The 25,107-nt window shown below is 51.6% G+C and carries 22 protein-coding genes; 3 read left to right on the top strand and 19 right to left on the bottom strand.

Going from position 1 to position 25,107, the window contains the following annotated elements; genetic code table 11:
* Positions 1–10 precede the first annotated feature (10 nt).
* From iorA to H5U02_02670, 9 genes are all read right to left on the bottom strand, one after another.
* A complete protein-coding gene (gene iorA, locus H5U02_02710) occupies positions 11–1,909 on the bottom strand; it encodes an indolepyruvate ferredoxin oxidoreductase subunit alpha (protein ID MBC7341352.1) in 1,899 nt (632 codons plus the stop codon).
* Between the two features lie 272 nt (positions 1,910–2,181).
* Positions 2,182–3,627 carry a sodium:solute symporter gene (locus H5U02_02705; GenBank protein MBC7341351.1) on the bottom strand — a complete coding sequence of 482 codons (1,446 nt, stop codon included), beginning with the start codon at positions 3,625–3,627 and terminating at the stop codon, positions 2,182–2,184.
* A gap of 80 nt (positions 3,628–3,707) precedes the next feature.
* Entirely contained in the window at positions 3,708–5,147 is a 1,440-nt protein-coding gene (gene argH / locus H5U02_02700) for an argininosuccinate lyase (protein MBC7341350.1), read from the bottom strand.
* Positions 5,148–5,174: 27 nt separating this feature from the next.
* Positions 5,175–6,395, bottom strand: coding sequence for an argininosuccinate synthase (locus H5U02_02695; GenBank protein ID MBC7341349.1), 1,221 nt, complete (start codon positions 6,393–6,395; stop codon positions 5,175–5,177).
* A gap of 37 nt (positions 6,396–6,432) precedes the next feature.
* Entirely contained in the window at positions 6,433–7,401 is a 969-nt protein-coding gene (gene argF, locus H5U02_02690) for an ornithine carbamoyltransferase (GenBank protein MBC7341348.1), read from the bottom strand.
* A gap of 9 nt (positions 7,402–7,410) precedes the next feature.
* Complete coding sequence (locus H5U02_02685; GenBank protein MBC7341347.1) at positions 7,411–8,637, bottom strand: acetylornithine transaminase; 1,227 nt, start codon at positions 8,635–8,637, stop codon at positions 7,411–7,413.
* Between the two features lie 21 nt (positions 8,638–8,658).
* The gene (argB, locus tag H5U02_02680) at positions 8,659–9,540 is read right to left on the bottom strand and encodes an acetylglutamate kinase (GenBank protein ID MBC7341346.1); all 882 of its coding nucleotides are present in this window, start codon (positions 9,538–9,540) and stop codon (positions 8,659–8,661) included.
* Positions 9,541–9,564: 24 nt separating this feature from the next.
* Positions 9,565–10,836, bottom strand: a complete 1,272-nt coding sequence (gene argJ, locus H5U02_02675; GenBank protein ID MBC7341345.1) for a bifunctional glutamate N-acetyltransferase/amino-acid acetyltransferase ArgJ — start codon at positions 10,834–10,836, stop codon at positions 9,565–9,567.
* A gap of 72 nt (positions 10,837–10,908) precedes the next feature.
* A complete protein-coding gene (locus H5U02_02670) occupies positions 10,909–11,982 on the bottom strand; it encodes an N-acetyl-gamma-glutamyl-phosphate reductase (GenBank protein ID MBC7341344.1) in 1,074 nt (357 codons plus the stop codon).
* 299 nt (positions 11,983–12,281) lie between these two features.
* Here H5U02_02670 and H5U02_02665 point away from each other — a divergent pair, with 299 nt between their 5' ends.
* Complete coding sequence (locus H5U02_02665; GenBank protein MBC7341343.1) at positions 12,282–12,866, top strand: BON domain-containing protein; 585 nt, start codon at positions 12,282–12,284, stop codon at positions 12,864–12,866.
* Here H5U02_02665 and H5U02_02660 read toward each other — a convergent pair whose 3' ends face one another.
* Positions 12,867–13,700 carry a hypothetical protein gene (locus H5U02_02660; GenBank protein ID MBC7341342.1) on the bottom strand — a complete coding sequence of 278 codons (834 nt, stop codon included), beginning with the start codon at positions 13,698–13,700 and terminating at the stop codon, positions 12,867–12,869.
* 323 nt (positions 13,701–14,023) lie between these two features.
* Here H5U02_02660 and rbsK point away from each other — a divergent pair, with 323 nt between their 5' ends.
* Together rbsK and H5U02_02650 are read left to right on the top strand one after the other, a co-directional pair.
* On the top strand, positions 14,024–14,944 hold the full coding sequence (gene rbsK, locus H5U02_02655; GenBank protein MBC7341341.1) for a ribokinase: 921 nt from the start codon (positions 14,024–14,026) through the stop codon (positions 14,942–14,944).
* A gap of 171 nt (positions 14,945–15,115) precedes the next feature.
* Complete coding sequence (locus H5U02_02650) at positions 15,116–16,150, top strand: nucleoside hydrolase (protein ID MBC7341340.1); 1,035 nt, start codon at positions 15,116–15,118, stop codon at positions 16,148–16,150.
* On the opposite strand, the gene H5U02_02645 is transcribed toward H5U02_02650, so the two are convergent.
* From H5U02_02645 to H5U02_02605, 9 genes are all read right to left on the bottom strand, one after another.
* Complete coding sequence (locus H5U02_02645) at positions 16,095–17,876, bottom strand: FAD-dependent oxidoreductase (protein ID MBC7341339.1); 1,782 nt, start codon at positions 17,874–17,876, stop codon at positions 16,095–16,097. The genes H5U02_02650 and H5U02_02645 overlap by 56 nt on opposite strands.
* 216 nt (positions 17,877–18,092) lie before the next feature.
* A complete protein-coding gene (locus H5U02_02640; protein ID MBC7341338.1) occupies positions 18,093–18,866 on the bottom strand; it encodes a trypsin-like peptidase domain-containing protein in 774 nt (257 codons plus the stop codon).
* Position 18,867: 1 nt separating this feature from the next.
* Positions 18,868–19,461 carry a DUF4416 family protein gene (locus H5U02_02635; protein MBC7341337.1) on the bottom strand — a complete coding sequence of 198 codons (594 nt, stop codon included), beginning with the start codon at positions 19,459–19,461 and terminating at the stop codon, positions 18,868–18,870.
* Positions 19,448–20,182, bottom strand: a complete 735-nt coding sequence (locus tag H5U02_02630; protein MBC7341336.1) for an epoxyqueuosine reductase — start codon at positions 20,180–20,182, stop codon at positions 19,448–19,450. The genes H5U02_02635 and H5U02_02630 overlap by 14 nt, the downstream gene beginning before the upstream one ends.
* Before the next feature lie 86 nt (positions 20,183–20,268).
* Positions 20,269–21,294, bottom strand: a complete 1,026-nt coding sequence (locus H5U02_02625) for a sugar kinase (GenBank protein MBC7341335.1) — start codon at positions 21,292–21,294, stop codon at positions 20,269–20,271.
* A gap of 194 nt (positions 21,295–21,488) precedes the next feature.
* A complete protein-coding gene (locus tag H5U02_02620) occupies positions 21,489–22,133 on the bottom strand; it encodes a bifunctional 2-keto-4-hydroxyglutarate aldolase/2-keto-3-deoxy-6-phosphogluconate aldolase (GenBank protein MBC7341334.1) in 645 nt (214 codons plus the stop codon).
* 135 nt (positions 22,134–22,268) lie between these two features.
* Positions 22,269–23,276, bottom strand: a complete 1,008-nt coding sequence (amrS, locus tag H5U02_02615; GenBank protein MBC7341333.1) for an AmmeMemoRadiSam system radical SAM enzyme — start codon at positions 23,274–23,276, stop codon at positions 22,269–22,271.
* 123 nt (positions 23,277–23,399) lie between these two features.
* A complete protein-coding gene (amrA, locus tag H5U02_02610; GenBank protein ID MBC7341332.1) occupies positions 23,400–24,821 on the bottom strand; it encodes an AmmeMemoRadiSam system protein A in 1,422 nt (473 codons plus the stop codon).
* A gap of 104 nt (positions 24,822–24,925) precedes the next feature.
* Positions 24,926–25,107, bottom strand: a 182-nt coding sequence (locus H5U02_02605; protein ID MBC7341331.1) for a methylated-DNA--[protein]-cysteine S-methyltransferase, incomplete at its 5' end; no start/stop codon positions are given.

The following is a 25,107-nucleotide window of genomic DNA, read 5'->3' as shown; positions in this document are numbered from 1 at the left end:
TCGCCCAAAGTCACCCCTCCTCCGCGCCCTGGCTTTTTGGCACCTCTGCTATGGCTTGGTGGTTACATACTTGCGCGCAGAGTCCACACCCTCTGCATTGATCAGGATCGATCCTGGGCAACAATCTCTCAGCGCTAGACGACCCTGTCTCTGGAAGCAACGAACGTAGCTCAAATATCAGTCCTGGACATCCTAAGTCTCGGCACAGACCACAGGAGACGCATTTATCGGGTATAACTTGATATAGACGATCCTGGAAAGGATTTTCCAGAAGAACGCAAGGATGGCGAGCAATGATCACGGAGGGTTCGTCAGCTTCAGTTGCTTTACGAATACCCTCGCGCAACTTATCCAAGTCCAGTGGATCTAGCACCCAAATCTGCTTAACGCCTAATGCCCTACACAAAGCCTCTAGATCAACAGCCCAAGTAGGCTCTCGGCGGATAGTAAATCCAGTTCCGGGGTGGTCCTGGTGGCCAGTCATAGCCGTAGTACGATTATCGAGAATAATAACCGTGCTAGAACCTCGGTTATATACTACATCCATTAACGGAGCGATGCCCGAGTGCAGAAAAGTTGAGTCACCGATAACCGCTACCGTCCTTTGGCCCGTATCCTTTCCTCGGGCTTTCTCCATTCCATGGGCCATGCTAATGCTTGCCCCCATGCAAAGGCAACTGTCCATGCTACTTAGCGGGCGCAATGCCCCCAAGGTATAACAACCAATATCGCCGGTAACGGTCAAGCGCAAACGCTGCAAGGCGTAGAATACCCCTCGGTGAGGACACCCCGGGCAAAGAACCGGCGGCCGGCCAGGAATAGCTTGGAAGCACCAGTCTATTGTCGGTGTTACTGCATCTGGTTCTTCTGCCATATCCATTTCCGGATCAGAAGGTTGGGAAGCTGGGACCGGGAAAGGCACATCGCCCTTGTTTGTGGGCCCCAACTGTATTACAAAGCTCTGGTGGATTATCTCCGGAGATAACTCCCCCACTCGGGGAAGCCGGGATTTGCCCTCTACCTTTATCCCCCAAGCTTTTAGCTGATCTTCCATGAAGGGTTCTAGTTCCTCAATCACGTAGAGCTCATCCACCTGGGAGGCGAACTCCTCGATCAGTCGCCTTGGCAAAGGATAGGTCATACCCAGCTTCAGGATGGAGGCTTCGGGAAATGATTCTCGAACGTATTGATAGGCTACTCCCGCACAAATAAAACCAATATGCCGCTTTCCGACCCCCCACTCCACCTTCTGTAAGTCACTGGTATTACTAAATTCTCCCAGCTGCTCCATTCGCTTTAATAACAGTGGGTGCCGCTCTCGGGCAAAGCCAGGCAGCATAACGTATTTCCCTGTATCCTTGATATACGATCTTAGCGGTATTTCCGCCCGCTCCGCCAGTTCTACCAAGGATTTGGAATGGGCTATTCGGGTGGTGATTCGCATTAAAACCGGGGTATCGTATTGCTCGGAAAGATCCAGTGCTACTTTGACAAAGTCCTTAGCCTCTTGGCTATCGCTTGGCTCCAGCATCGGTACTTGGGCTGCCCGCGCATATAAGCGGTTGTCCTGCTCGTTTTGGGAACTATGCATTCCTGGGTCGTCGGCCGAGACCACTACTAAGCCACCGTTGACACCGGTATAGGCTAAGGTAAAGAAGGGGTCGGCGGCTACATTCAAGCCTACGTGTTTCATGGCCACTAAGGCCCGGGCCCCTGCCATGGCCGCTCCCGCTCCTACTTCTAGAGCCACTTTTTCGTTGGGCGACCACTCAGCATATATTTCCGGGTATTCGGCTATGTTCTCCAGTATTTCCGTACTGGGCGTCCCAGGGTAGGCCGCAGCGACTCGTACTCCCGCCTCATAAGCTCCCCGAGCTATCGCCTCATTTCCAGACAGCAATTGCCGCATCCTTCTCCGCTACCTTCCCTTCGTAATCGCCAGCTCAGCTGATTATGCGCCTTGCCCCTACCCGCAGCGCCGTATTTGCCTACAGGCTAGACCAGCCGTAATCTTGGGCTTCAAACCGGTGCGGCCAGTGGGTAATGGGTGCGCTGTTTTCCTTATCGGTCCTTCCAATTCGCGAAAGCATCCCATAAATCCTGCCTTAACCGTTCATGATCTTATCCAACATCATCAAGAGCCGTTCCGTCCTTCCTAAATCTACCCCTATCGCCAAATACTCAAGATAAGTGCTCTTCTCTCAGCTTATTGGTAACCCAGCTGATCAGCGGCACCACCACTAAGGGAACTATCATGGCCACCGAACCTATAGTAGGGATCAGTTTATCATCCATATGGTAGTACCAAGCCAAGCCTAACGAGAGCCCTAGGCCGGTAACTGCTCCTGCCCAAGCTCCGGCTCTAGTGGTACCTTTGTAATACAACCCGTACAGATAGGGAGCAAGGAATACTCCAGCAACTGTACCCCAAGAAATGGACATCAAAGTGACAATGAAAGTAGGAGTAAGAGCAATTACAACCGATAGCAGAGTAAACAACAGGCAAAAGGTGCGAAGAAGCAATACCTGTGCCTTCTGGCCGATGCGCGGAAAAAGAGCTCCCTTTACCAAATCCAAGGATATAGCGGAGCTTGAGACTAACACTAAGGAAGCCAGGGTAGACATGGATGCAGCCAGGACCAATAGCAGAACTATCACCGACAGGACTTCTGGAAGCGCTTGGGCTATTACATGAGGCATAACCAGGTCCGGGTTGGGGCGCCCGTTCCAGACCGGCATATGGTTATTAAGAAAGAGCCGCCCCAAAGCGCCGGTAAAATAGGCAGCGAAAGTAATCACGAGGGCAAAAACGCTAGAGACAACCGTGGCCGGCCGAATACCCCTTTCGTCTTTAATGGAATAGAACTTCTGAACCATCTGAGGAAGACCCCAAGTCCCCAAGCTAGTCAAAATTACCAGAGAGAAAAGCGGCACTGCTCCGGGAGGCCCTACTACTTTGACCAAACCGGGATCATAACTAGCAAGTCTGCTAATTCCTTGGGCTAGGCCGCCTACACAAGGATGGGCCAACACATGACTTATTAATAGCACCGATCCAACCAGCATGATGAGGCCCTGGATAAAATCATTCAAGGTTACCGCAAAGTAACCGCCCAAAACCAAGTACAGAGCGGTCAACCCTGCGATCAGGGCCAAGGCTCCAAAATAAGGAACACCAAATATTCCCTCCAGGAGATAGCTTAAACCCATATACACCGAGGCCGAGTACGGAACCAAGAAAATAAAGATAACCAAGGCACCCAGGATCTTAAGGCCGCGGCTTTGGTAGCGAGCCTCAAGAAAAGCGGGCATAGTCAAAACCCCTAGTCGAGCCGTCATCTCCCGAGTAGGTCGGGCCAATACCTTCCACGCCAAATAAGTTCCCAAGAAAACATTGCCAGCCACGATCCACAGGTCACTGAGGCCAAAACCCCAGCCTATCTTTCCAGCATAACCGATAAAGATTACCGCCGAAAAGTAGGTGGTACCGTAAGCAAAAGCTGAAATCCACGGGCCAATAGACCGTCCACCCAAGAAGAAATCACTCACGCTTTTGGTCTTGCGAGCACTAAGCAATCCTACCGTGACCAACACACCCACATACAATAAAATTGCTGCCCACTTCATCCTACCGTCCTCCCGTACTAAACTGAGCCGTAACCAGCCCCTGCGACATGGCAAGGCTGGGTAGTTGGGCTTGAGGCAGCTCAAGCTGGCATTCCAGCCAGATCATCAAGTCCTGCCTGCTTGGCTTTCTCCTCCTTCCATTTTCGAAGTTCGGCTAGGCGAGAACGTAGCCGGCCAATTTCTGCTATTGTGGCCTCTGGAGCCGGGCCACCAATAGTCCGGCGCCGATTCACAGCCGTCTCCACCTTAATAACCTGAAAAATGTCTTCATTAAACACTGGCGAAAACTGCCGCCATTCACCCAGGTCGAGCTGGCTCAAATCCCGATTGGTTTTTAACGCGTATGCAACTATCTTTCCTACTACGGCATGTGCTTCCCGAAAGGGGATCCCTCGAGCTACCAGGTATTCGGCCACGTCGGTAGCACAAGCAAAGCCCTGGCTGGCCTGTCCGTACATGTGCTGCTTATTGAAGCGCAAGTGGTTTAGCATCTGCGTCAAGACCGTAACACAAGCAAGGACGGTATCGATGGCATCGAATAAACCTTCTTTGTCTTCCTGCAGATCTTTGTTGTAAGCTAAAGGCAGTCCCTTCAGGGTAGTTAATAAACCAAGCAAGTGGCCGTATACCCTTCCCGTCTTGCCCCGGATCAGCTCAGCAATGTCGGGGTTTTTCTTCTGTGGCATCATGCTGGAACCAGTAGCATAGCTATCGTCAATTTCCACAAAAGCAAATTCAGCTGATGCCCAAAGGATTAGCTCCTCGCTAAAGCGGCTTAAGTGCATCATCAGTATGGAAACGCTGCTAAGGAATTCCACAATGAAGTCCCGATCGCTAACCGCGTCCAGGGTATTGGCTATTAACCCAGAGAACCCTAATTGATCAGCTACCATTTGCCGATCGATGGGAAGGGTAGTACCCGCCAATGCACCCGCACCTAAGGGGCATTGGTTGACTCGGTCAAACGTATCCCGCAAGCGCTCCAAGTCCCTCATCAGCATGGAAGCATAAGCACACAGGTGGTGACCCAAAGTAATAGGCTGGGCTCTTTGCAAATGAGTATAGCCGGGCATGATGGTTGACTGGTGCTGCTCGGCCAAAGTTAAAAACTTAGCGATCAGCTTGTCTACGGAAGTCATTAAGGTCAAGATTTCTTCGCGTAGATATAGCCGCAGGTCCAAGGCTACTTGATCATTTCGGCTGCGAGCCGTGTGCAGCTTTTCCCCTACTTTGCCGATCTTTTGAGTCAGCAGGTATTCAATGTTAAGGTGGATATCCTCTTGTTCTTCCGATAACACCGACCGTCCTGATTCAATGTCTAGCAGTACCTGCTTAAGGCCTTCGACAATCTGCTTAGACTCATCAGCAGAAATGATACCGCAGCTAGCCAGCATTTTGGCATGAGCTATGCTGCCCTGGATATCATGCCGGTACAAGCGCTGGTCAAAGGATATGGAAGCCTGGAACTTATTTGCCAAGCGGTCGGTTTCTTGTGAAAATCTACCAGCCCATAGTTTCAATCCTATCATTCCTTCCGCTGCCAAGCCCTATTTACCTGACTGTAACTTCTTGCCGGTCCGACGCCTTACCAAAGCTTGGACTTTAAGAGGTAATCCAAAGAGGTTAATAAAGCCTTCCGCATCCTTTTGGTTATAAACCTCGTCCGCCTCAAACGTCGCTAGTTCCGGGCTGTAAAGTGAGTAGGGGGAAGTGCTTCCTGCAGGCATACAATTGCCTTTATAAAGTTTCAGCCGCACCTTGCCGGTAACCGTTTCTTGGGTCCGCTCGACAAAAGCGTCAAGCGCTTCACGGAGAGGATGAAACCAAACCCCGTCGTAAACCAAGTCCGCGTACCGTTGGGCGACTATTTCTTTAAAATGCATGGTTTGCCGATCCAAAGTTAGATATTCCAGCTCCCGGTGAGCATACATCAGCAGAGTCCCAGCCGGACACTCATATACCCCCCGGGACTTTATTCCTACTAACCGGTTTTCAACCATGTCGACAATACCAATGCCATTTCGTGCACCTATTTCATTTAAACGCTCAATCAGGGGCACGGGATCTAAAACCTGGCCGTCCACGCTTACAGGCGTTCCTTTTTCGAACCCTATTTCCACATAAGTGGGTTGATCGGGAGCTTTTTCTGGCGGAGTAACAATCAGGTATACATCTTCAGGAGGCTCTTGGCTGGGATCCTCAAGTTTTCCTCCCTCATGGCTTAAATGCCAGAGATTACGATCCATGCTGTACGGATGCTCCTTGGTTACTGGAACTTCTATGCCCCGTAGGCGAGCATAGTCAATCGCTTCCTCTCGGGATCGGATATTCCATAGTCGCCAAGGAGCAATAATCTTTAGGTCAGGATTTAGAGCCTTAACTCCCAATTCAAACCGCACCTGGTCATTGCCTTTCCCGGTAGCCCCATGGGCCACGGCGTCTGCTCCTTCTACCGCCGCTATCTCTACCAGTTTCTTGGCTATTAAGGGGCGGGCAAAAGACGTGCCGAGGAGGTATTTGCCTTCATATATGGCTCCAGCCCGCAGCGTGGGGAATATATAGTCAGTTACAAATTCCCGGCGCAGGTCTTCCACGTAGACCTTACTGGCTCCGCTTTTGAGAGCCTTATCTTTTACTCCTTCTAGTTCCTGACCCTGGCCCAGGTCAGCGGTGAAGGCAATTACATCATATCCATAGGTCTCCTTAAGCCAGGGTATTATTATCGAAGTATCCAGTCCCCCAGAGTATGCCAGCACTACCTTAGCCATAAAACCAACCTCTTTCTAGAAAATTGCTGCCCTGAGCTTACATTACTAGAGCCAAAAGCGCTTTCTGAGCATGAAGGCGATTCTCAGCCTGGTCGAAGACCACCGATTGTGGTCCCTCAATAACCTCATCGGTGATTTCCTCGCCCCGGTGAGCAGGAAGGCAATGCATCACCATGCAGTCTGGCTTCGCCAGCTTAAGGAGATCAGCATTGAGTTGATATCTGGCGAAAGCCCTTTGTCGCTCGGCCTGTTCTCCCTCTTGGCCCATGCTTGCCCAAACGTCAGTATAGAGAATATCCGCATTGCGGGCTGCCAACAGAGGATCATCGGTTATGTTGATCGCAGGTTTTGGCCATCCCCGCCGCTCGGCCTCGCTCTTAGCAATCCTCCTCGCTTCCTCTACCACCGTGGCTTTCGGCTCATACCCAGGCGGGGTAGCTACCGTAATATTCATCCCCACCAAGGCCGCCCCATGCAACAAGGAATGGGCAACATTATTGCCATCACCCACATAGCCAAGCTCAAGCCCTGCCAACCTTTGCTTCTTTTCTTGAATGGTAAGCAAGTCAGCCAGAACTTGGCAGGGGTGAAATGCATCGGTAAGTGCATTGATCACCGGTACGTCAGCAAAGCGAGCCAGTTCCTCAACCTCCTGCTGCTCGTAAGTACGGATGACAATCCCGTCGACGTAGCGGGCCAAAACTCGTGCGGTATCAGCGATAGACTCTCCCCTACCCAGCTGTAGTTCGCTGCCGCTCAGGAACATGGGGCGGCCGCCCAGTTGATACATGCCCGCTTCAAATGAAACTCGCGTGCGAGTGGAATGCTTTTGAAAGATCATGGCCAGGATCTTGCCTGGAAGCAATTGGTGGGGCTCACCCTGACGTTGCATTCTTTTAAGTTCAAAGGCTACCTCCAGGATGCGACCCACCTCAGCACTATTGAGGTCGGCCAGGGACAGTAAATCCCGCCCCTTAAGCCCGACATCTAATTTAGTCGTACCGATGCTTAGCACTCAGTGTTCCTCCTTGCTATTGGATTGGGTTTCCTCCTCCAACGCTTCAGCTAAAATGGCAGCGGCCGCATCGATTTCAGCAGCGTTAACTATGAGGGGAGGCAAGAAGCGAAGCACGTTCTCGGCCGTGCAGTTAATGAGCAACCCCTTTTCTCGACAGCTATCTACGACTCGAGCCCCGGGAATAGTTAGTTCCATAGCCAGCATCAGCCCCATTCCCCGGACGTCCTTAACTAGAGGTCGAAATTGCGGCAAACTAGCCAACTCCTTAAGGCGCCTTAAGAAGTATTCCCCCTGCTTACGAGCATTTTCAATTAGGCCTTCCTTCTCCAAGGTTTCAATGACTGCCTCGGAAGCTGCACAGGCAACTGGATTGGCCCCAAAGGTCGATCCATGGCTTCCGGGCCGGAAAGCTGAAGCTACTTCGGTAGTAGCCAGAATTGCCCCTATGGGCAGACCCCCACCCAAAGCTTTGGCCAGAACAACTATATCTGGCCTGATACCAAAATGCTGAAAGGCCAAAAACTGACCGGTTCGCCCCAAACCACATTGTACTTCGTCAACAATCAGCAGCAATTGGTGTTGGCGACATACCTTTTCCAGCCCAATTAGGAAACCAGGTTCAGCCAAGTTCACCCCGCTTTCCCCTTGCACCGGTTCTACCATAACTGCACAAGTTTCAGGTCGGATGTTGGCCTCTACCGCAGACAAGTCGTTGAACTGCGCATAACTGAAACCCGGCAGCAAGGGCTCAAACCCGTGATGAATCTTTTCCTGGGCCGTAGCTGTTAGGGCTCCCATGGTCCGGCCATGGAAGGATCCCGTCATGGTAATGATATGATAGCGGTTGGGCCCACGGCGTTCCTTGCTGTACTTCCGCGCCAGCTTAATGGCCGCTTCATTAGCCTCAGCGCCGCTGTTACAAAAGAAGACCTGATCTAGGCCGGAATGCTTGGCCAGGAGCTCAGCCAGCCTTACTTGTGGCTCACTCCAATATAAATTGGAACAATGGATCAGCTTCTCGGCTTGATTTTTAATGGCTTGAACTACGTTAGGGTGGCAATGGCCTAAAGCATTGACCGCGATTCCGGCTACAAAATCTAGATATGACTTACCATCGGCATCCCAAACTCTGACCCCTTGGCCCTTAACTATAGCCACCGGCGGTCGAGCATAAGTTGACATAATATACTGGGTACCCAAACTAATGACCTCGTGATTATCCAAAGTAAACCCCCCGCCGTGCCTTTATTCGCTAGCAAGCTTTTCTCGTGTTACCATAGTCCCAATGCCTTCATCGGTGAAAATCTCCAACAAGAGGGAATGGGGGATGCGTCCATCGATGATGTGAGCTGAAGAGATGCCATTCTCCAAAGCTTCAACGCAACACTTTACTTTAGGAATCATCCCCCCTCTAATAATCCCTTCCCTTATCAAGGTAGGCACTTGGGAAGTGCTAATAGATGACAAGATTTTGCCACCTGGCCCCTTGATTCCTTCCACATCGGTTAAGAGCACCAATTTGTCTGCCTGCAACGCCGAAGCCAAAGCTCCGGCAACAAAGTCGGCATTGATGTTGTACCCTTCCCCTTGATTTCCCACGCCTACCGGAGCAACTACCGGTATATACCCTTGATCAATCACGGTTCGAATAATCTCGGGGTTTATATTTACTATTTGGCCAACAAAACCTAAATCAGCCTGATCTGAGCCAGACACTTCCTTCTTGCTGGCTTGAATGAGACAACCATCTTTGCCGCTTAGGCCAACTGCCTTGCCTCCAGCTCGGTTGATGAGAGCCACTATTTCCTTATTAACTTTACCCACCAGCACCATTTCCACGATCTCCATGGTGGAGGCATCAGTTACTCGCTCCCCGTTTACGAAAGTTGACGGTATATGTAAGCGCTCCAGCATAGCTGTGATCTCAGGTCCGCCGCCGTGTACTAATACTGGGTGCATACCTACAAATTTCATCAAAATCACGTCCCGAATTACGGCCTCTTTCAGTTTGCAGTCGGTCATGGCATGCCCACCATATTTGATTACAACCGTCTTTCCATAAAAGCGGCGTATGTAGGGAAGTGCCTCTATTAGTATTCCTGCTTTTTCCAAGGCCGTAAGCACCATTTGATATCTTCCCCCCAACGCGCTTCAGCTGCGATACTCGGCGTTTATGCGCACATAATCGTAAGTTAAATCACAACCCCAAGCCCGAGCTTCTTTCTCGCCCTCTTTCAGATCTACGACTATGACGATTTCTGAGTTACCGAGAATTTTCTTGGCTTCTGCTTCATCAAAATCCAGTCCGACCCCATCACCGGCCACCTTAATTCCGCGGCTCGCCCAACCTGTGGGGTAGCTTCCTGAATCCTGCAACCCAGCGCCGGGTGCCGAAAGGAAGATGTCAACTTTACCTGGATCAAAGACAGCGCCTGAGTAACCTATAGCCGCCAGAATACGCCCCCAATTGGCATCGCTTCCAAATATCGCGGCCTTCACTAAGTTCGAACCAGCAACTGAACGCGCTGCTAAACGAGCATCATCGATGCTTCTTGCTCCTTTGACCACCACTTCAATCAGTTTGGTAGCGCCCTCACCATCGCGGGCAATGCATCGGGCTAAATAAGTACACACGTACTTTAATGCTGCCTGGAAGCTAGACCACCCCGGTACGCCTTCCTTGAGTTCGCGGTTACCGGCCCACCCGTTGGCCATCACCAGCACCATATCGTTGGTACTGGTATCGCCATCAACGGTAATCATGTTAAAGCTATCGGCTACCGCAGTACGCAAAGCCAGATCCAAAGCTTCGGAGTCAACCTGGGCATCGGTAGTAATAAACGCCAGCATGGTAGCCATGTTGGGATGGATCATGCCCGACCCCTTGGCCATTCCCCCGACAGTGACTAGCCTTCCATCCACGCTCACCTGAACCGCGGTTTGTTTGACAAAAGTATCAGTAGTGAGGATAGCTTGAGCCGCCTGCTCTCCCCCGGTATCGCTTAACTGGGCTGCAGCTAGTTTTATTCCACTGACCACCAAATCTACCGGTAGCGGCACCCCGATAACCCCCGTGGAAGCTACGCCCACCAGGGAGGCAGGAATACCAAGGGCCGCTCCTGCCACATCAGCCATAGTGGTCGCCGCTTCCAAACCAGCTTTTCCAGTGCAGGCATTAGCATTACCGCTATTAACTACAATTGCCTGGAGCTGACCATCATCCAAGTGCTTCTTGGTGATGGTGATAGGAGCGGCTTGGACAAGGTTTTGCGTAAATACCGCTGCTGCCCGACTCTGGGTTTGGCTGTAAATCAGTGCCAAATCCGGTTTGCCACTCTTCTTCAACCCTGCATGGACGCCGGCAGCTTTAAACCCGCGAGCAGCAGTTACTCCCCCCGGAACGAAAACAAATTCTGGTGACATGATCTCCACTTCTGGTTCCATCGCCATAGTCTTAGCCTTTCCCCCTAGTTACACCCTAATTTGAACACCTGATCAAGGCACCAGCCCCGGCATCAGCAGACCGGTGGTTTCCGGTAGGCCAAACATAATATTCATATTCTGTACAGCTTGGCCAGAAGCCCCCTTGCCTAAATTATCAATGGCAACTGCTATGATGGCCCGCTGCGTGCGTTGGTCAACGGTTAATCCCACCAGCACCATATTGGACCCATATGTCCAGCGGGTGTGAGGCCAGTGTCCCTTTGGCAGAACTTGTATAAAAGGCTCGTCTTGGTAATGCAAATAGTAGATTTCCCAAAGTTCCTTACTGCCAATTGGTTCCTTAAGTTGGGCATAAATAGTTGCCAGTATCCCCCGGCTCATGGGCACCAAGTGGGGGGTAAAAGTAATGGTCAAGCTTCGGCCAGCCAAAGCCTCAAGTTCTTGCTCGATTTCAGGAGTGTGACGATGCCGACCGGCTTGGTAGGGGTGAATGCCTTCATTCACTTCTACATAATGGCTGGAAAGGCGCAGTTCTCGCCCGGCTCCAGAGACGCCTGATTTAGCATCCACAATTATAGAATCTAGATCTAGGATTCCTTCTCGAAGGCCGGGCAATAACCCCAGGATGGTAGCGGTTGGGTAGCAACCGGGATTAGCTATTAGATCAGCGTGAGCAATTTTGTCCCGGTGGATTTCAGGCAACCCGTAAACGCTACGGGAGAGAAACTCTGGCGCCTCATGGGTCATCCCGTACCAGTCCTGATAGGCTTGCGGATCCCGCAAACGAAAGTCAGCTCCTAGGTCGATGACTTTTGGAGCTAGCCCACCTGCATCCTGGCCCACCTTTGCTTGCCAACTGGCAATACCTTTTACTATGGTTGCTGCATGCCCTGCAGGCAGAGCGATGAAAACAACATCGCAGCCACAAAGCATCTCCAGGGTAGCCTCGGGCTCGCAAATTAAGTCTACATACCCGTTGAGGTTAGGGTATAGTTCTGCCAACCTTTTCCCCGCATGACTTCGTGAGCTTATTAGCTGTATTTGTACCTCGGGGTGCATGCATAGGAGCCGAACCAACTCGGCCCCGGTATACCCAGTTGCCCCTATGATTCCAGCCTGAATCACGTTTTCGCCTCCAATTAGTGACAATGTCTTAGGCCCTGCCCAGCTCCATACTCGATAATTATACATCCAGATGCATAATTATGCAATCATAAAAAGAGGAAAGCCCAGAGGGCCAGGGGGGCAGGGAAACTTTATTAGATCGGATTTTTGGCTAACCTCTTAGGCACAATAATAAATAAAGAAAAAGGTCAATACGGGAGGTAATTCTCGTGCCACAACGAACCGGAAGAGACCAGCATCGACCTTCTGGTCACCCTCAGCCTAGGGAATACAAATCCCAAAAAGCCCAACTTATTAGTATGCCCCATGGGAACCAAAAAGACGTAAAGCGCAGCATTGCTTATAAGACGGGGCTTGTGGACTGGGAGAGAAAGGCGCGCCAGAACCACAACCGGGAGTTGGGGGGAGATTTACAAGACCGCATCCAGGCCCTGCTAAATAGCGACAAGGACCTTCGAGGCTACGGACTTAACGCCGAGGTAACAGACGGACATGTTTTGCTCACTGGCATAGTAGATGCTCTAGCAGAAAAAGAACGACTCACTGATTTAGTCAAATCTATCCCTGGGGTTAAAAGCGTAGAAAACAGTGTCGCCATCAGCACCGATGGACAAGTTAGCGATGCAGACATTGACACGGAGGTAGCCCAAGAACTAGGAGCCGATCCCCGTCTTAATACCGCTAAGGTCTATCCTAAAACTACCAAGGGTACTGTAACTCTCCAAGGCCATGCAAAGGATCGCGAACAGGTTGAACTTGCAGGCCAAGCAGCCAGCAAAGCCAGAGGAGTAAAACAGATCATCAACCGGATCCGGACAACCAGGCCTCGCCCTCTGAGCTTAGCGGCCATCTTCCACAGCCAGGTAAAGAACGATCGGGAATGATCAGACAGGGAGCATCCCATTTACATGAATAATGGCCTTGTTCACAGTCCGCTGCAAGTAATCATCAGCATGAACTCCAAAACGTTCAGCTAGGTTGGGGCTTTCCTGGCGCAACCTTTCTACCACTTCTTGGCGTGACAGCCCCATGCGAATAAGGTGGCAAGCATACCGTAAGTCGCTAACAGCAAGGTCAGTGGTAGCAAAATCTCTCCACTGTGTACTATTTGCCGCCCGCCTCTCCTCCTTGAGGCGCTGCCTCAAGGCTGATGAGGTGGAATCCCTCCCCTGACCCAAGTAGCTCCAACGTTTTCGCTGTGGGCTGCCGCTCCAAATGGTGGGAACTGAAAGTACTTCCCAATTGGCTTTAATAATGACTACCTCGGGAAACTTGCCATCGCGTTCATGCTCCGGCTTCCAGTTTATAAATCCGGGCAAACGGCACCAAGGCTCACCATCAAAACGGGGAGGAGTCCCCCGATACCGCTTAGTCAGGCTCTCTTGAAGCCGGGCTTTCTCTTCGGTACTCAACTCACGATCCAGAACTACCAAACTTTGGCAGCGATCCCAACTAGTCTGCAATATGACTCCCTCGGGAACCATGGCATCATCAATTACAGTCACTTGGCCGCTCTTTAATCGACAGTAAATGTCCTCCCTACGAGCATTGCGGCGCTTCAAAATTGGCAACCTCACCCAGAAGTCATCCCAGGACAGAAGACCTTGAACCAAAAAACCATCAGGCCCTTTAGAAGCTACCTCCAGAAAGCCTCCGCCATGTTTTCTTACCAACCGCCAGAATTGCCAGATCTGATCTTCTACCCGTGCTTCGACCATCCTCTCAACTCCTCTGCGTTACACCCCACCAAACTGAAGTCTCTCTGGTTAAGCCAATTCTAACAAAAGTAAGCACTTAAATCCACCCCTATGCCAGAAAAATGGGAAAAATGTAAGAGCAAGCGGAATAAGCGGCCAAAGCATGGTGGCAACTGCAACTACAAAAGATGGATGCAGTAGTGGTTCAAAAGAAGGAAAAACTGGTTATCCCAGTCGAATTATAAATTTCGACCAAAGTGGTAACCGCTAAGAAGTCGGTCACCGAACCTCAAGGAGTGGTCAACTTGTTGAGCCCTGATATAATCGTAGTCGGAAGCCTTAATATGGACCTAGTAGTCGTAGCTCCCCGCCTCCCTTCTTTGGGAGAGACTGTGTACGGCGACAGCTTTAGCATGTTTCCCGGAGGGAAAGGGGCTAACCAAGCCTTAGCTGCAAGTAAGTTGGGATCCACGGTAGCGATGGTGGGGAGAATAGGCGATGACGCCTTTGGCCGGCAGCTGCTGGCTAGCCTTTCAGGGGCCGGAGTTAATACCAGTTCTATCATAGTAGAACACGAAGCGCCTACGGGTACTGCGCTCATTGAAGTAGATTCTACTGGAGAGAATCGCATTATTGTCGTTGCCGGGGCTAATGCCCACCTGAGCCCTGATGATATCGATGCCACAGCCGCTTCCTGGGGTGAAGCTCGGATTTTGATGCTGCAGCAGGAAATACCGCAGGAAACAGTACTCTATGCCGCCCGCAAAGCTAAAGAAAAGGGGTTGACGGTTATTCTTGACCCAGCTCCAGCTCGGCCTCTCGCGCCTGAACTAGCTCAATTAGTTGACATAATAACTCCAAACGAACATGAAGCTGAAATTCTGCTCGGGCAACCAGTGGGGGAACCAAAAGAGGCTCTGGCGGCCGTATCTCGCCTTCGCCAACTAGGGTTTCCCGTTGCCATTATTAAGCTAGGTGCCAACGGTGCCGTGGTGGCTTGGGACCAAGGGTGTAAGTGGGTTAAGGGATATGCCGTGACTGCCATCGATACGACCGCAGCCGGCGACGCGTTTGCCGGTGGGTTGGCTACCGCCCTCGCTAGGGGCCAAGATGTCTTAGAGGCCTTATCGTTTGCCAATGCTACTGGCGCCCTCAGCACCACTCGCCCCGGTGCTCAAACCTCAATGCCTACAAGAAAAGAAGTTGAAGCCTTTTTCGAACAGCATGGAGGAATCCCTCATGCGGCAAGCCGCACAACTAGGTAATGAAAAAACCTGCCTGGCCGAGCGAAATTTGATCGACTTCACCCAAAGGCTACCGCTGACAAGGTCGACTTCTCACTGGTGGACCGAGGCCGAGGACGGAGTGTGACCCGGGTGGCTTTGGGTACAGCTGATTGTCGCCGCCGAAAGGTAAGCACGCAGAGGAGGAGGGAATTGGCAGTGAACTTACCTATTAAGGTTATTATTGATACCGACCCGGGAATTGATGATGCTGTGGCATTGGCTTTAGCAGTGCGTTCCCCTGAGCTTGAGATCGTCGGGGTGACAACCTGCTTTGGCAACAATACTGTTGATAACACTTTCCAAAACGCTTGCTACATCCTGAGCCTTTTTCGCCCAGACAACCAAGGTGACATACCTGTTTACCAAGGAGCCTCTGCTCCCCTCAGCCGTCCGGCTCAAGTTGCCAAGGAGACCCATGGCGATACCGGGCTGGGATATCTTAAAGTCCCCAGTCGGGTGGCAGTGCCTGCCGTTCCTGGGCCTTTAGCTATGCTACACATGCTTGAGGCCTCAGAAGGCCAGCTCTCTGTGATTGCCCTGGGTCCACTGACCAACCTGGCACTAGCCTTGGGGCTCAACCCCAGCTTAATGAGAAAAAAGATCAAAGAAATCATCCTCATGGGCGGTTCAGCCCTGGCGCCAGGCAATATTACCCCGGTCTCTGAATTCAACTTTTGGGCTGACCCAGAAGCGGCTCAGGCAGTGTTTGCCTCCGGCATTCCCATTCGGATGGTAGGTTTGGACGTAACCAGAAAAATAATATTTAGCCAAGCCTTGGTAAGCAAACTAGTTAGCATCAAGGACAATTCCGCCGCACAATTCCTCGGCCAGCTAGTACGCTTTTATGTCGATTTTCACCGAGAACGAGAAGGGCTTGACGGCTGTGTGGTAAACGATGCCTTGGCTATTGCCCTAGTCATTCACCCGGAATGGGGCCAAGCTCTACCTCTATATGTGGAGATTTGTACCTACGGTGACCTCACCCGCGGTCAATCAATTGCCGACTACTTCGGCGTGCTGCATAAGGAACCTAATGCCATGGTGTATCTTAGCACTGACGCATTGGAGGTAATCCAGTTTATCCTTGATCGCACCGTAGGGCCGGTAATCTCTAGGAACGATATTGCCCTTACTTATCCTTCAGACGCATCGACCAAGCCCGCATCCCTCCGCTCAAGTTTTTAATGGACTTGAACCCGTGTTGCTTGAGGATGCGGTAGGCAAGGTATGCCCGGTAACCAATTAAACAGTAAACAACCGTAGGTTGGTTGGGGTCCAGCTCGCCCAACCGCTCCCTTAAATGTTCCAGCGGTATGTTTACAGACCCGGGAATATTACCGTGTCGGTACTCGTCCGGAGTACGCACATCCACGATCTGCGGCAAGGACTCGGCGTTTACTTGTTGGCGATTCTGATCCGACTTGAATACCCCGGCCGCCCTGAGCCAATCTCGCAGTTCGCCAGGGGTGATAACCTCCATATCTCCCCTGGCAATATTGGCTCCTACCATCCCGGCCATTATTACCGGATCTTTGGCGGAAGAATAGGGTGGAGCGTAAGCCAGGTCCAGCTGCTCTAAATCCTCGGCCGTAAACTGGGCACGGATAGCCGTGGCCAAAACATCGATACGCTTGTCAACTCCCTTGGTGCCAACAATTTGTGCTCCCAATACTCGGCTATCATCCCGGCTAAACAAGGTCTTGATCATCATGATCTCAGCTCCGGGGTAGTAAGTCGCATGGTCGGGCGAAGGTGTATAGGATACATAATACCTAAGTCCAGCCCGCCTGGCCTCCCGTTCGCTGAGGCCCGTCTTGGCCGCAGTCATTTTTCCCACCTTAATAATCGTGGTCCCCAGGGTTCCCTGAAAATGCAAGTAAAGGCTTTCATCCTTTACCCCTAGCAGGGCTAGGGCTGCGTTGGCTCCTGCTACTCGGCCTTGCTTGTTGGCCGGACCTGCTAGCGGGGCCCATACCCTTTGTCCGGTTATCCAATGCTTGGATTCAACCACATCGCCAGCGGCGTAGATATCCGGGTCGCTAGTTTGCATTTTCGAATTTACCAGGATGCCACCGTGCTCCCCCAAGGCGATCTCGGCTGCCCTAGCCAAATCAGTGTTAGGCCTAACTCCCACAGCTAAGATTACTAACTCGCATGGCAGCACAGTCCCATCGTCCAATACTGCGCTCCCCACTCTAGCCCTGTCACTAGGCTCGCGAGCCCCGCCCAAGCCCTGGCAAGGCTCAAACCGTTCTACCCTGGTCTCCAGTAGAACGTCAACCCCTAGTTCTTCCAGGTGCCTAGCTAGGGGTAGGGTCATTTCCTCATCTAGAACCGGGAGCACCTGCGGCAGCGCTTCAACCAGCGCTACCTTGCAACCCCGGTCAAGCAGCGCCTCTACCATCTCTAGTCCTACAAACCCTGCCCCTACCACCAAAGCCCGCTCCGGCCTTTGTACTTGTATGTAACGCAGGATAGCATCCATATCGGGAACAGACCACAAGGTAAAAATTCCCTCGAGGTCGGTACCGGGTACCGGCAATCTGGTTGGCCGGGCCCCTGGTGCCAGAATCAGTTTATCGTAGCTCTCCTCGTATTCACGATCCTGGTTGAGGTCATACACCCTAACCGTATGCCGGGTCCTATCGAGGCTCACAACCTCACAGTTAGTACGTACGTTGACCCGGAACCGTTCCCAAAATCGTTCTGGCGTAACCAGGAACAATTCGTCGCGGTCCTTGATTTGTCCGCCTATATGATAAGGCAACCCACAGTTGGCAAAAGACACATAACCTCCTTTCTCGAAGACAACGATTTCAGCCGCCTCATTGACCCGCCTAGCTTTAGCAGCGGCACTACCACCAGCCGCTACTCCACCCACGATTACTATTTTCCCTTTACCGTTTACCATCATGAAGCACCACCATCAATTAGTGTCGTTCGTTCATAGCACGAAGCCTGCTAAATATTAGCCTAACCGTAGCCTCAGCAATTACCATGGCCAACCCCAGAAATGCGCACCAAAATGGTTCGATTGGCCGCAGCCCCAGATATGGGAACAGTGCAAAGCAGCCCGTACTACACCTTGCTCCTTTCTACGATTGCCAGCTATTACCCCTGCTAGTAATCATGCCGCTAGCCTTTTGACGATCGTCCCCACCGCTTCAAGTGGAACTGCATAACACTCGATCCGACGAGGATCGGTACCGGCAGCCACCAGGACCCCAACCGCTTCCCCCTTAGAATTAACTACCGGGCCACCGCTCATACCCGGATAGGCTTGAGCTCCAATGGCAAAGGTCCCAACTTCCAATTGATTTTGGCCCTGCATCTTCACCGGTATGGTTAAGTTGACATAACTCACTATACCAGATTCCACCAGTATTCCTTTTTTTTCCGGGTATCCGGCCAAGCAAACTATATCCATGGGCGCTACACTCCTATCAGCCAGTTTAAGGTAGGGCAGGCCGGAGCGAGGCCGGCTTAGCTCGAGAATAGCTATGTCATGCTCGGGAATAGCCTTGATCAGCCGGGCACTTTGTTTCGGTCGCCCCCGAAATTGGATGGTAATAGTCCCGGGCCGGACATCTTTGACTACATGATAAGCAGTAACGATAATTCCGCTGGGCGATATATTGAAACCAGTGCCATCGGAGGTCCTATAATAGATGTAGTTACCTTGGCGCTCTCGGGAAAGCTCGCCCTCAACAACTACCGAAGCCAACAGCAGTTTTGAGACTAAGGTTTGATTCTGGGTAAGATCCTGCATCAAGTTTTGCTGCTGGGAGGTAACCGGCACCTGCTCTCCAGGTTGGCGCTCGCTCAACATTTCCGACGGTTGAAATAAGAAGAAGATATAGGCTACCAAGACCAAAGAGGCCAGCCCAAATAACCGCTTCATCCTACACCCCTTCTTGGTTGGGCAACTTGTCTTCCAAACGGCCACAGCTTAGTGCTTGTTGATAGCTGGTGGCCGATCTCAATTGCCGCTGATAAAGTTCCCGCAGCCTTAGGAAAAACTCCAGATAACTCTGGCTGCGATAGTCCATATAGGTCCAAGGAAGCGCCTGCCATCCGCCTTTTCGGTAGATTAAAGTCACTTCTCCATAGATTCCGTGACCTAGGTATAATCGGTGCGAATAGTCCTTGGTAGTAGCTAGAACCAACTTAGCCAAGTTTACATAACCTGGATCAATATTTACGCGCCGCTTACCTTCAACTGCCAAGTCCCATTCAATTTGATTAGTAAGTATTTTAATCCTCGGGAGCTCCTCCGGAGACTGCAAGTGACTAAAGCTTACAAACTGCCGCTTCAGCTTTGGCCCCATTTCCTTTTGATAGTAGTCGGTGAACTTGAAGTCCCAAACTTCGCTTTCCAGATCTATGGGACCTAAATGAGCAACCAGCCTTACTTTGGCTTCCGCCAGCAAATCAGGATGCGAAGTTAAAAGGCCAGCAAAGATTTTAGCTGGGTCTGGCCACCTAACTTTGCCCACAGCCACCGCCTCTGTAACAAGCTTTTATGCATAAACCACAGATGTATTGTCCTATATTACGTTCCCGACTAAGCTGCCTGAGCTCTTGAAAGCAAGCCAAGTGATCAAATCGGGAGACGTCTCTCTTTATTGCGCCAGCCGGGCAGACTCTAACACAAGCATAACAGTTCCCGCAGTCCCGGTCCAGAGGTAATCCTGTTGCCAATGGAGCATCGGTAAGAATGCTAGCAAGCCTGACCGCAGCACCCCATTTTTCTGTAACTAACAAGTTGTTACGGCCGCGCCACCCAAGGCCAGCCAGGCGAGCCAGCTCCTTGTGCGAGACATAGGCCCGTTGACTTTCCCAGTCCACGATCTGCGAGGCAGCTATTGGGATGGATTTATATCCGGCTTTTTCAAGATAAAGGCCTATTTTTAGGGCTACTTGATCCAGGAGCAGATTGATCTGGCGGTAGTGATGGTAATAAATATGATTGGGACCATCCTTCAGGGTGTCCAAGACTGATCGCAAGACTGGAACGCCAATTACGACGGCCCTGGGAAAGACTTTAAGTTCAGCAGACAAAATGGGGGTGCCCCACCTGGCAATCTGGGGCCTTCCAGGGATAAAAGTGGGGGCCGCTGTCGTTTCGCCCTCAACCTCAGCAGTGGCAGCGACCCCTACTAACTGAGCCCCATTCTCTAAAGCTATGCACCTGATGATTTTATCGATATCTTGCATAAACCATCCCAACCTTGACCAGATGCGATCGAGGCAAGTTAATAGTTCGGCCAAGGTGGGCAAAATCCTCTCCCCAGGTTAAGCGGTCAACGCTGTACCCGGCCAGAAGCATCTCCGCGTGCCAGCAGCTCCACTTCTTCTACGCCCACGAGGTTGAAATCTCCAGGAATGCTATGCTTCAGGCAGGAGGCAGCAACCGCAAAATTCAGGGCATCCTGCGGGTCCTTGCCAGCCAGTAGCGAATAGATCAAAGCGCCTCCGAAGGAATCGCCACCGCCAACCCGATCAACAATAGGAGTAATGTTGTATCGAGGGGAACGATAAAATGAACCCTGGTGGAACAATAGCCCGGACCAGCCATTCTGGGAGGCAGACAGGCTCTCCCGCAAAGTTATAGCCACGTAGCTTAGACCAAACCTATCTGCCAACTGCCTGGCCACTTCTCGGTACCCCGCCTCGCTAAGTTTCCCAGCGCTGACATCGCTAGATGAAGCCTTAATGCCAAACACCTTCTCGGCATCTTCCTCGTTAGCTATAAGGACATCCACATATTGCATGGCTTCGGTCATTACTTGATTGGCTCGCTCAGGGCTCCAAAGGTTCTTGCGGTAATTAAGGTCGCAGCTGACTGTCGCCCCCTGAGCCTTTGCCGCTTTGGCAGCCTCGACCGTAGCTTGAGATGCGTTGACTGATAAGGCCGGGGTAATCCCAGTAAAATGGAACCAAGAAGCTCCTTTAAAAATGTCCTGCCACTTGAACTCCTCAGGCAAAGCCTCGGATAAAGCCGAGGGTAGGCGATCATATACGATCTTGGATGGTCGCTGAGCCACCCCCGATTCTAGAAAGTAGATACCCAGTCGGGGCCCACCCCTGAGAATGTAGTCGGTGTGAACCCCGTACCGGCGAAGGTGATTCAGAGCTGCTTGCCCAATCGGGTTAGCTGGAAGCTTGGTTACAAAATAGGCATCCAATCCGTAGTTAGCCAAGGAGACAGCTACATTGGCCTCGGCTCCGCCGTAAGTAACTTCAAAGCTTTGGGCCTGAATGAAGCGTTGATTCCCTGGTGTAGAAAGACGAAGCATAATCTCTCCAAAAGTGACTACCTTGGGCATCGACGTATCCTCCTCCGATAAATCATTTTCTCCTAACTGAAACACTGGTCCTTTGCTCCGCCCAGCACTCAACTGTTGGCATACGATGACCCGACAGGGGATATCTGACCCGGGCCAAACTCCGCCCTTACGGCCCTTAAATTGAGTGCTGAGTCGCTTTTAGATCATAGTCCGATAGCGGTGTTTATACCTCGCTAGGCTCGGGCCCGCCCAATAGCCTCCACAAACTGCCTGGCCGTCATGGTTACTTGCTCGAAATCTCCTGTCTTGGCCCCTTTGGTGAGTTCGCTGCCTACTCCCACTGCTACTACCCCAGCCTTGATCCAATCAGCAACGTTGTTTAAGCTGACCCCTCCCGTGGGGCAAAGAGGAACCTGGGGCAGTGGTCCCCGGATAGCTTTTACTGCAGCCGGACCAAAAAGGTTGCCAGGGAAAAACTTGACGATATCGGCTCCTGCCTCCATGGCTTTTACCATCTCGGTTACTGTCATTGTGCCCGGCATAACAACTTTCTGATAACGGTGGGCCAGGCGTATAATCTCCTCATCCAAATGGGGACTTACCACGAATTCAGCCCCGTTGAGAATAGAGATTCTCGCTGTGGCTGCATCCAAAACCGTGCCCGCTCCAATTACTATCTCCCCTTTAGAATAGGCTTGGGCCAAGGCCTTAATAACATCAGGAGCCCCAGGTACCGTCATGGTGATCTCAATAACTTCTACTCCGCCAGCCTTCACCGCCTCAGCAATTTTTAGGGCTACTTCTGGATTTTCCGCTCGTACCACCGCGATAATTCCACAGTCAACGATTCGCTTTAAGGTCTCAAGCTTTGGAAACATAGCACCTACCTCCGCGCTGTTAGTGAATCAATTTGTTGCTGCATAAGCAACGTAGTTGCCACCTACTTCTATTTTCGCTTTTGATGGCTCGATTTGTGCACCACTGCTTTTAGCCTGAGAGTATTTCCCTTGAAGCTATACGACTATGTCCGCTTTTCTTCCACAGCAGCTACACTCCTTTCCTTTCAGACCTACCACCGTAGTATGGTACCCAAGCCTCCGAACTAGGGTTTGCCCGCACTGAGGGCAAATCGTATCCGACCCCTCGCCCCCAGGAACGTTCCCTAGGTATACGTAAAAGAGCTTCTCCTGGGCTCGTTTCCTAGCTTCTTGCAGCGTACTCACCGGCGTTGCTGGGCGATCCATTCGATACTGAGGAAAATACCGGGAGAAATGAAGGGGAATGGTAGGGTTAAGACCAGAAAGCCAATCCACCAACTGGTCAATTTCCCCCCAGTTATCATTGAGCCCGGTAACTAATAAAGTAGTTACCTCCACATGCTTCCCAGCCCGGACTGCCGTTTCCACCGTCCGCAGCACTGGGTCCCGTCGGCCGTGCACAACCCCCCGGTAAAAATCCTCCGAAAAGCTCTTTACGTCGATATTTAAGGCATCCACCCAAGGTATCAGCTCTTGAAAAGGTTCGGGCTCGATATAACCATTGGTTACCAATACATTGCGCAACCCTTTCTGGTGGGCTTTGCGGGCAACATCCAGTACGTATTCATACCAAACCAGCGGCTCCGAATAGGTATAGGCTATGCCTATGCAACCTCGATCCTGCTCCTTTTCTGCAATCCTAACTAAAGTATCAGCTGGAAGATAGCGGTCCGGAGCATCGTCCTCAACAACAGTAGCCTGGGAAATTTCCCAATTCTGGCAGAATGCGCAAGCAAAGTTGCAACCCACCGTACCTACCGATAAGATCATTGCACCAGGGTAAAAGTGGTACAGCGGTTTCTTCTCGATGGGATCCATGGCCAGAGAGGAGCAATATCCGTACCCCAAGGCTGTCAGCCGGCCATTCTGGTTCTCGCGTACACGACAAATCCCCCTTTTCCCCGGACGAATTAAGCACTGGTGAGGGCACAATAAGCACCGGGTAAGTCCTCCATCCAGTCGTTGGTAATAGCGGGCCTCCATGGCTGTAGGCTGCTTTTCCATCTTCACCCCCCTTTGCAACCTTTTGCCCCCACCCACTCTTTTTAACCTAGCTCAGGGTCAAAGGCATAAACTTAGTCCACAAGGTAAACTAGCTCAGGTGAGTTAGTGGTAGCGGCGGACTTCAAATCGCTCTAGCTCGCAAGGCTCATCTTCGCCAATCCCGGCCTTCCGCTTAGCAATGGCTATTTGCTCTTCTACTGTATCGACTCCTTCCAAATCCGGCAACAATAAACCCGAACGTAAGCCACTGCGAACGATGATACCGTAACGCTTGGGATCAAGCTGGTCAGTACTGAAGACCTTCTCGGGCGGCTCTAAGACGTCAACTGAATAGACTAGGTAAGGAAGCTCTTCGGCCCGAACCGGAGGAAACCTGGGATCCCTGGTTCCAGCGCTAATGGCATTTTCGATTACCTCTTCCACCACATGCTTCTGGGTAGGGCCAACGGTACCAATGCAACCTCGCAACTGGCCATCTACGGTATGGATGGAGACAAACGCTCCAGCTCGCTTGTAAAACTCATCAGGCAACTTTGGTACCTGAGAAGCTGCAATTTTGGTTCCATGGTTTACATAATATTCCAGACTCTGGCGGGCTAGCCTGACAATTGGGGATTCCCGGGCGCGAATATCGGCCACACTCTCAGCTTGGCTGGCTAACAACATGGGTAAGAACGACCGGGAAGCATCCGGGCCTTGGGGAAGAAGTTCTGCCACCAAGTACCCAACCCCGAAAGGGCCTTCATAGGAATACACTCTTGGCTTTATAGCCAATCCATCCAAGGCGCCAAGGGCCATGATTAGAGAGCGTAGTCCGCATTCCCCGGCCCTTTCAGCTAGGTGGGACTCAACTTTCAATACGGGCAAAGGGTCGCCTTTTTGTAGTGCTTCCCGGATAATGCGGTCAAACTCTTCACCCTTAGGGTCGTACCCTGCAGGAGCCCCTGGAATTAAACGGTGCGACATATCCCCGGATGCTACCAAGGCCACCCTCCGCGGTGAATTGGCAATGGCTTTACGCAATCCCACCCCGAAACGGTATAACTGCTCTCTACCCAGTAGAGACATGCCTAAGGCCACCAGCCGAACCTGCGTAGGCAGCCCGGCCCGGCGCAAGTAGTAAAGTGGCACCATCATGCCGTGATCCAGAACCGCATCTACTCCATACCACCGGCTGGACGAACCATCAATCCCTACCATAGGGATTCCGATGGCCTGAGCTTCTTCTTCTATACAAGCTATCAGCTCTAAATCATTTACGAAACTAAACTCCACTTGGGGAGCGCGAAAGTCCTTAAGGCTGCCACTGAGCTTCTGCCCCTTTAAGTAGGCAACTGCATCACGAAAAACTGGACCATGAGGGCTAATGATCAATACCGTATCAGGGGTAGTGTCGACTAAAGCCTTGCTGGCTTTTTTCATACCCTCAACGGTAGCGCTAACAGCAGTTAAATCTCGGCCTCCCACCTCGGGCACGATTACCGGGGGGTGAGGAAGAAGGCAACAGTAAACAAGCTCACCCATGATCAGTCCCCCATTCAGCAGTTATACCTAACCTTCATTGCGGCTAAGTCTATTCTGTCTGGATGTCAACTTCCTATTCCTAGTTGACCTGTCAACTTATATGCCTACCAAACTCTTGATCCCTCAAGGCGTAGAAGCCTTGCCTTCATCTCCAGACCTAGTCGGTACCCACCTAGCCCTCCTCGGGCAGCCACAACCCGGTGGCAAGAAATAATAATAGAGGTCAAATTCTTGGCCTCTGCTCCTCCTACCGCCCGAAACGCCTGAGGCCTGCCCACAGCTGCGG

It is taken from the genome of Clostridia bacterium (assembly GCA_014360065.1).
Taxonomy (GTDB): Bacteria; Bacillota; DSM-521; order Neomoorellales; family JACIYF01; genus JACIYF01.
The sequence above is the reverse complement of the archived record's forward strand: the minus strand, read 5'-3'. Positions and strand labels throughout refer to the sequence as shown.

Bases quoted from the DNA above. Each gene is read 5' to 3' on its own strand.
- argJ (MBC7341345.1), bottom strand. From the start codon at position 10,836: ATGTCACCAGAATTTGTTTTCGTTCCGGGGGGAGTAACTGCTGCTCGC.
- iorA (MBC7341352.1), bottom strand. From the start codon at position 1,909: ATGCGGCAATTGCTGTCTGGAAATGAGGCGATAGCTCGGGGAGCTTAT.
- H5U02_02665 (MBC7341343.1), top strand. From the start codon at position 12,282: ATGCCCCATGGGAACCAAAAAGACGTAAAGCGCAGCATTGCTTATAAG.
- H5U02_02640 (MBC7341338.1), bottom strand. From the start codon at position 18,866: ATGAAGCGGTTATTTGGGCTGGCCTCTTTGGTCTTGGTAGCCTATATC.
- H5U02_02695 (MBC7341349.1), bottom strand. From the start codon at position 6,395: ATGGCTAAGGTAGTGCTGGCATACTCTGGGGGACTGGATACTTCGATA.
- H5U02_02705 (MBC7341351.1), bottom strand. From the start codon at position 3,627: ATGAAGTGGGCAGCAATTTTATTGTATGTGGGTGTGTTGGTCACGGTA.
- H5U02_02645 (MBC7341339.1), bottom strand. From the start codon at position 17,876: ATGGTAAACGGTAAAGGGAAAATAGTAATCGTGGGTGGAGTAGCGGCT.
- argB (MBC7341346.1), bottom strand. From the start codon at position 9,540: ATGGTGCTTACGGCCTTGGAAAAAGCAGGAATACTAATAGAGGCACTT.
- H5U02_02620 (MBC7341334.1), bottom strand. From the start codon at position 22,133: ATGTTTCCAAAGCTTGAGACCTTAAAGCGAATCGTTGACTGTGGAATT.
- H5U02_02660 (MBC7341342.1), bottom strand. From the start codon at position 13,700: ATGGTCGAAGCACGGGTAGAAGATCAGATCTGGCAATTCTGGCGGTTG.
- rbsK (MBC7341341.1), top strand. From the start codon at position 14,024: ATGGACCTAGTAGTCGTAGCTCCCCGCCTCCCTTCTTTGGGAGAGACT.
- H5U02_02630 (MBC7341336.1), bottom strand. From the start codon at position 20,182: ATGCAAGATATCGATAAAATCATCAGGTGCATAGCTTTAGAGAATGGG.
- H5U02_02625 (MBC7341335.1), bottom strand. From the start codon at position 21,294: ATGCCCAAGGTAGTCACTTTTGGAGAGATTATGCTTCGTCTTTCTACA.
- amrS (MBC7341333.1), bottom strand. From the start codon at position 23,276: ATGGAGGCCCGCTATTACCAACGACTGGATGGAGGACTTACCCGGTGC.
- amrA (MBC7341332.1), bottom strand. From the start codon at position 24,821: ATGGGTGAGCTTGTTTACTGTTGCCTTCTTCCTCACCCCCCGGTAATC.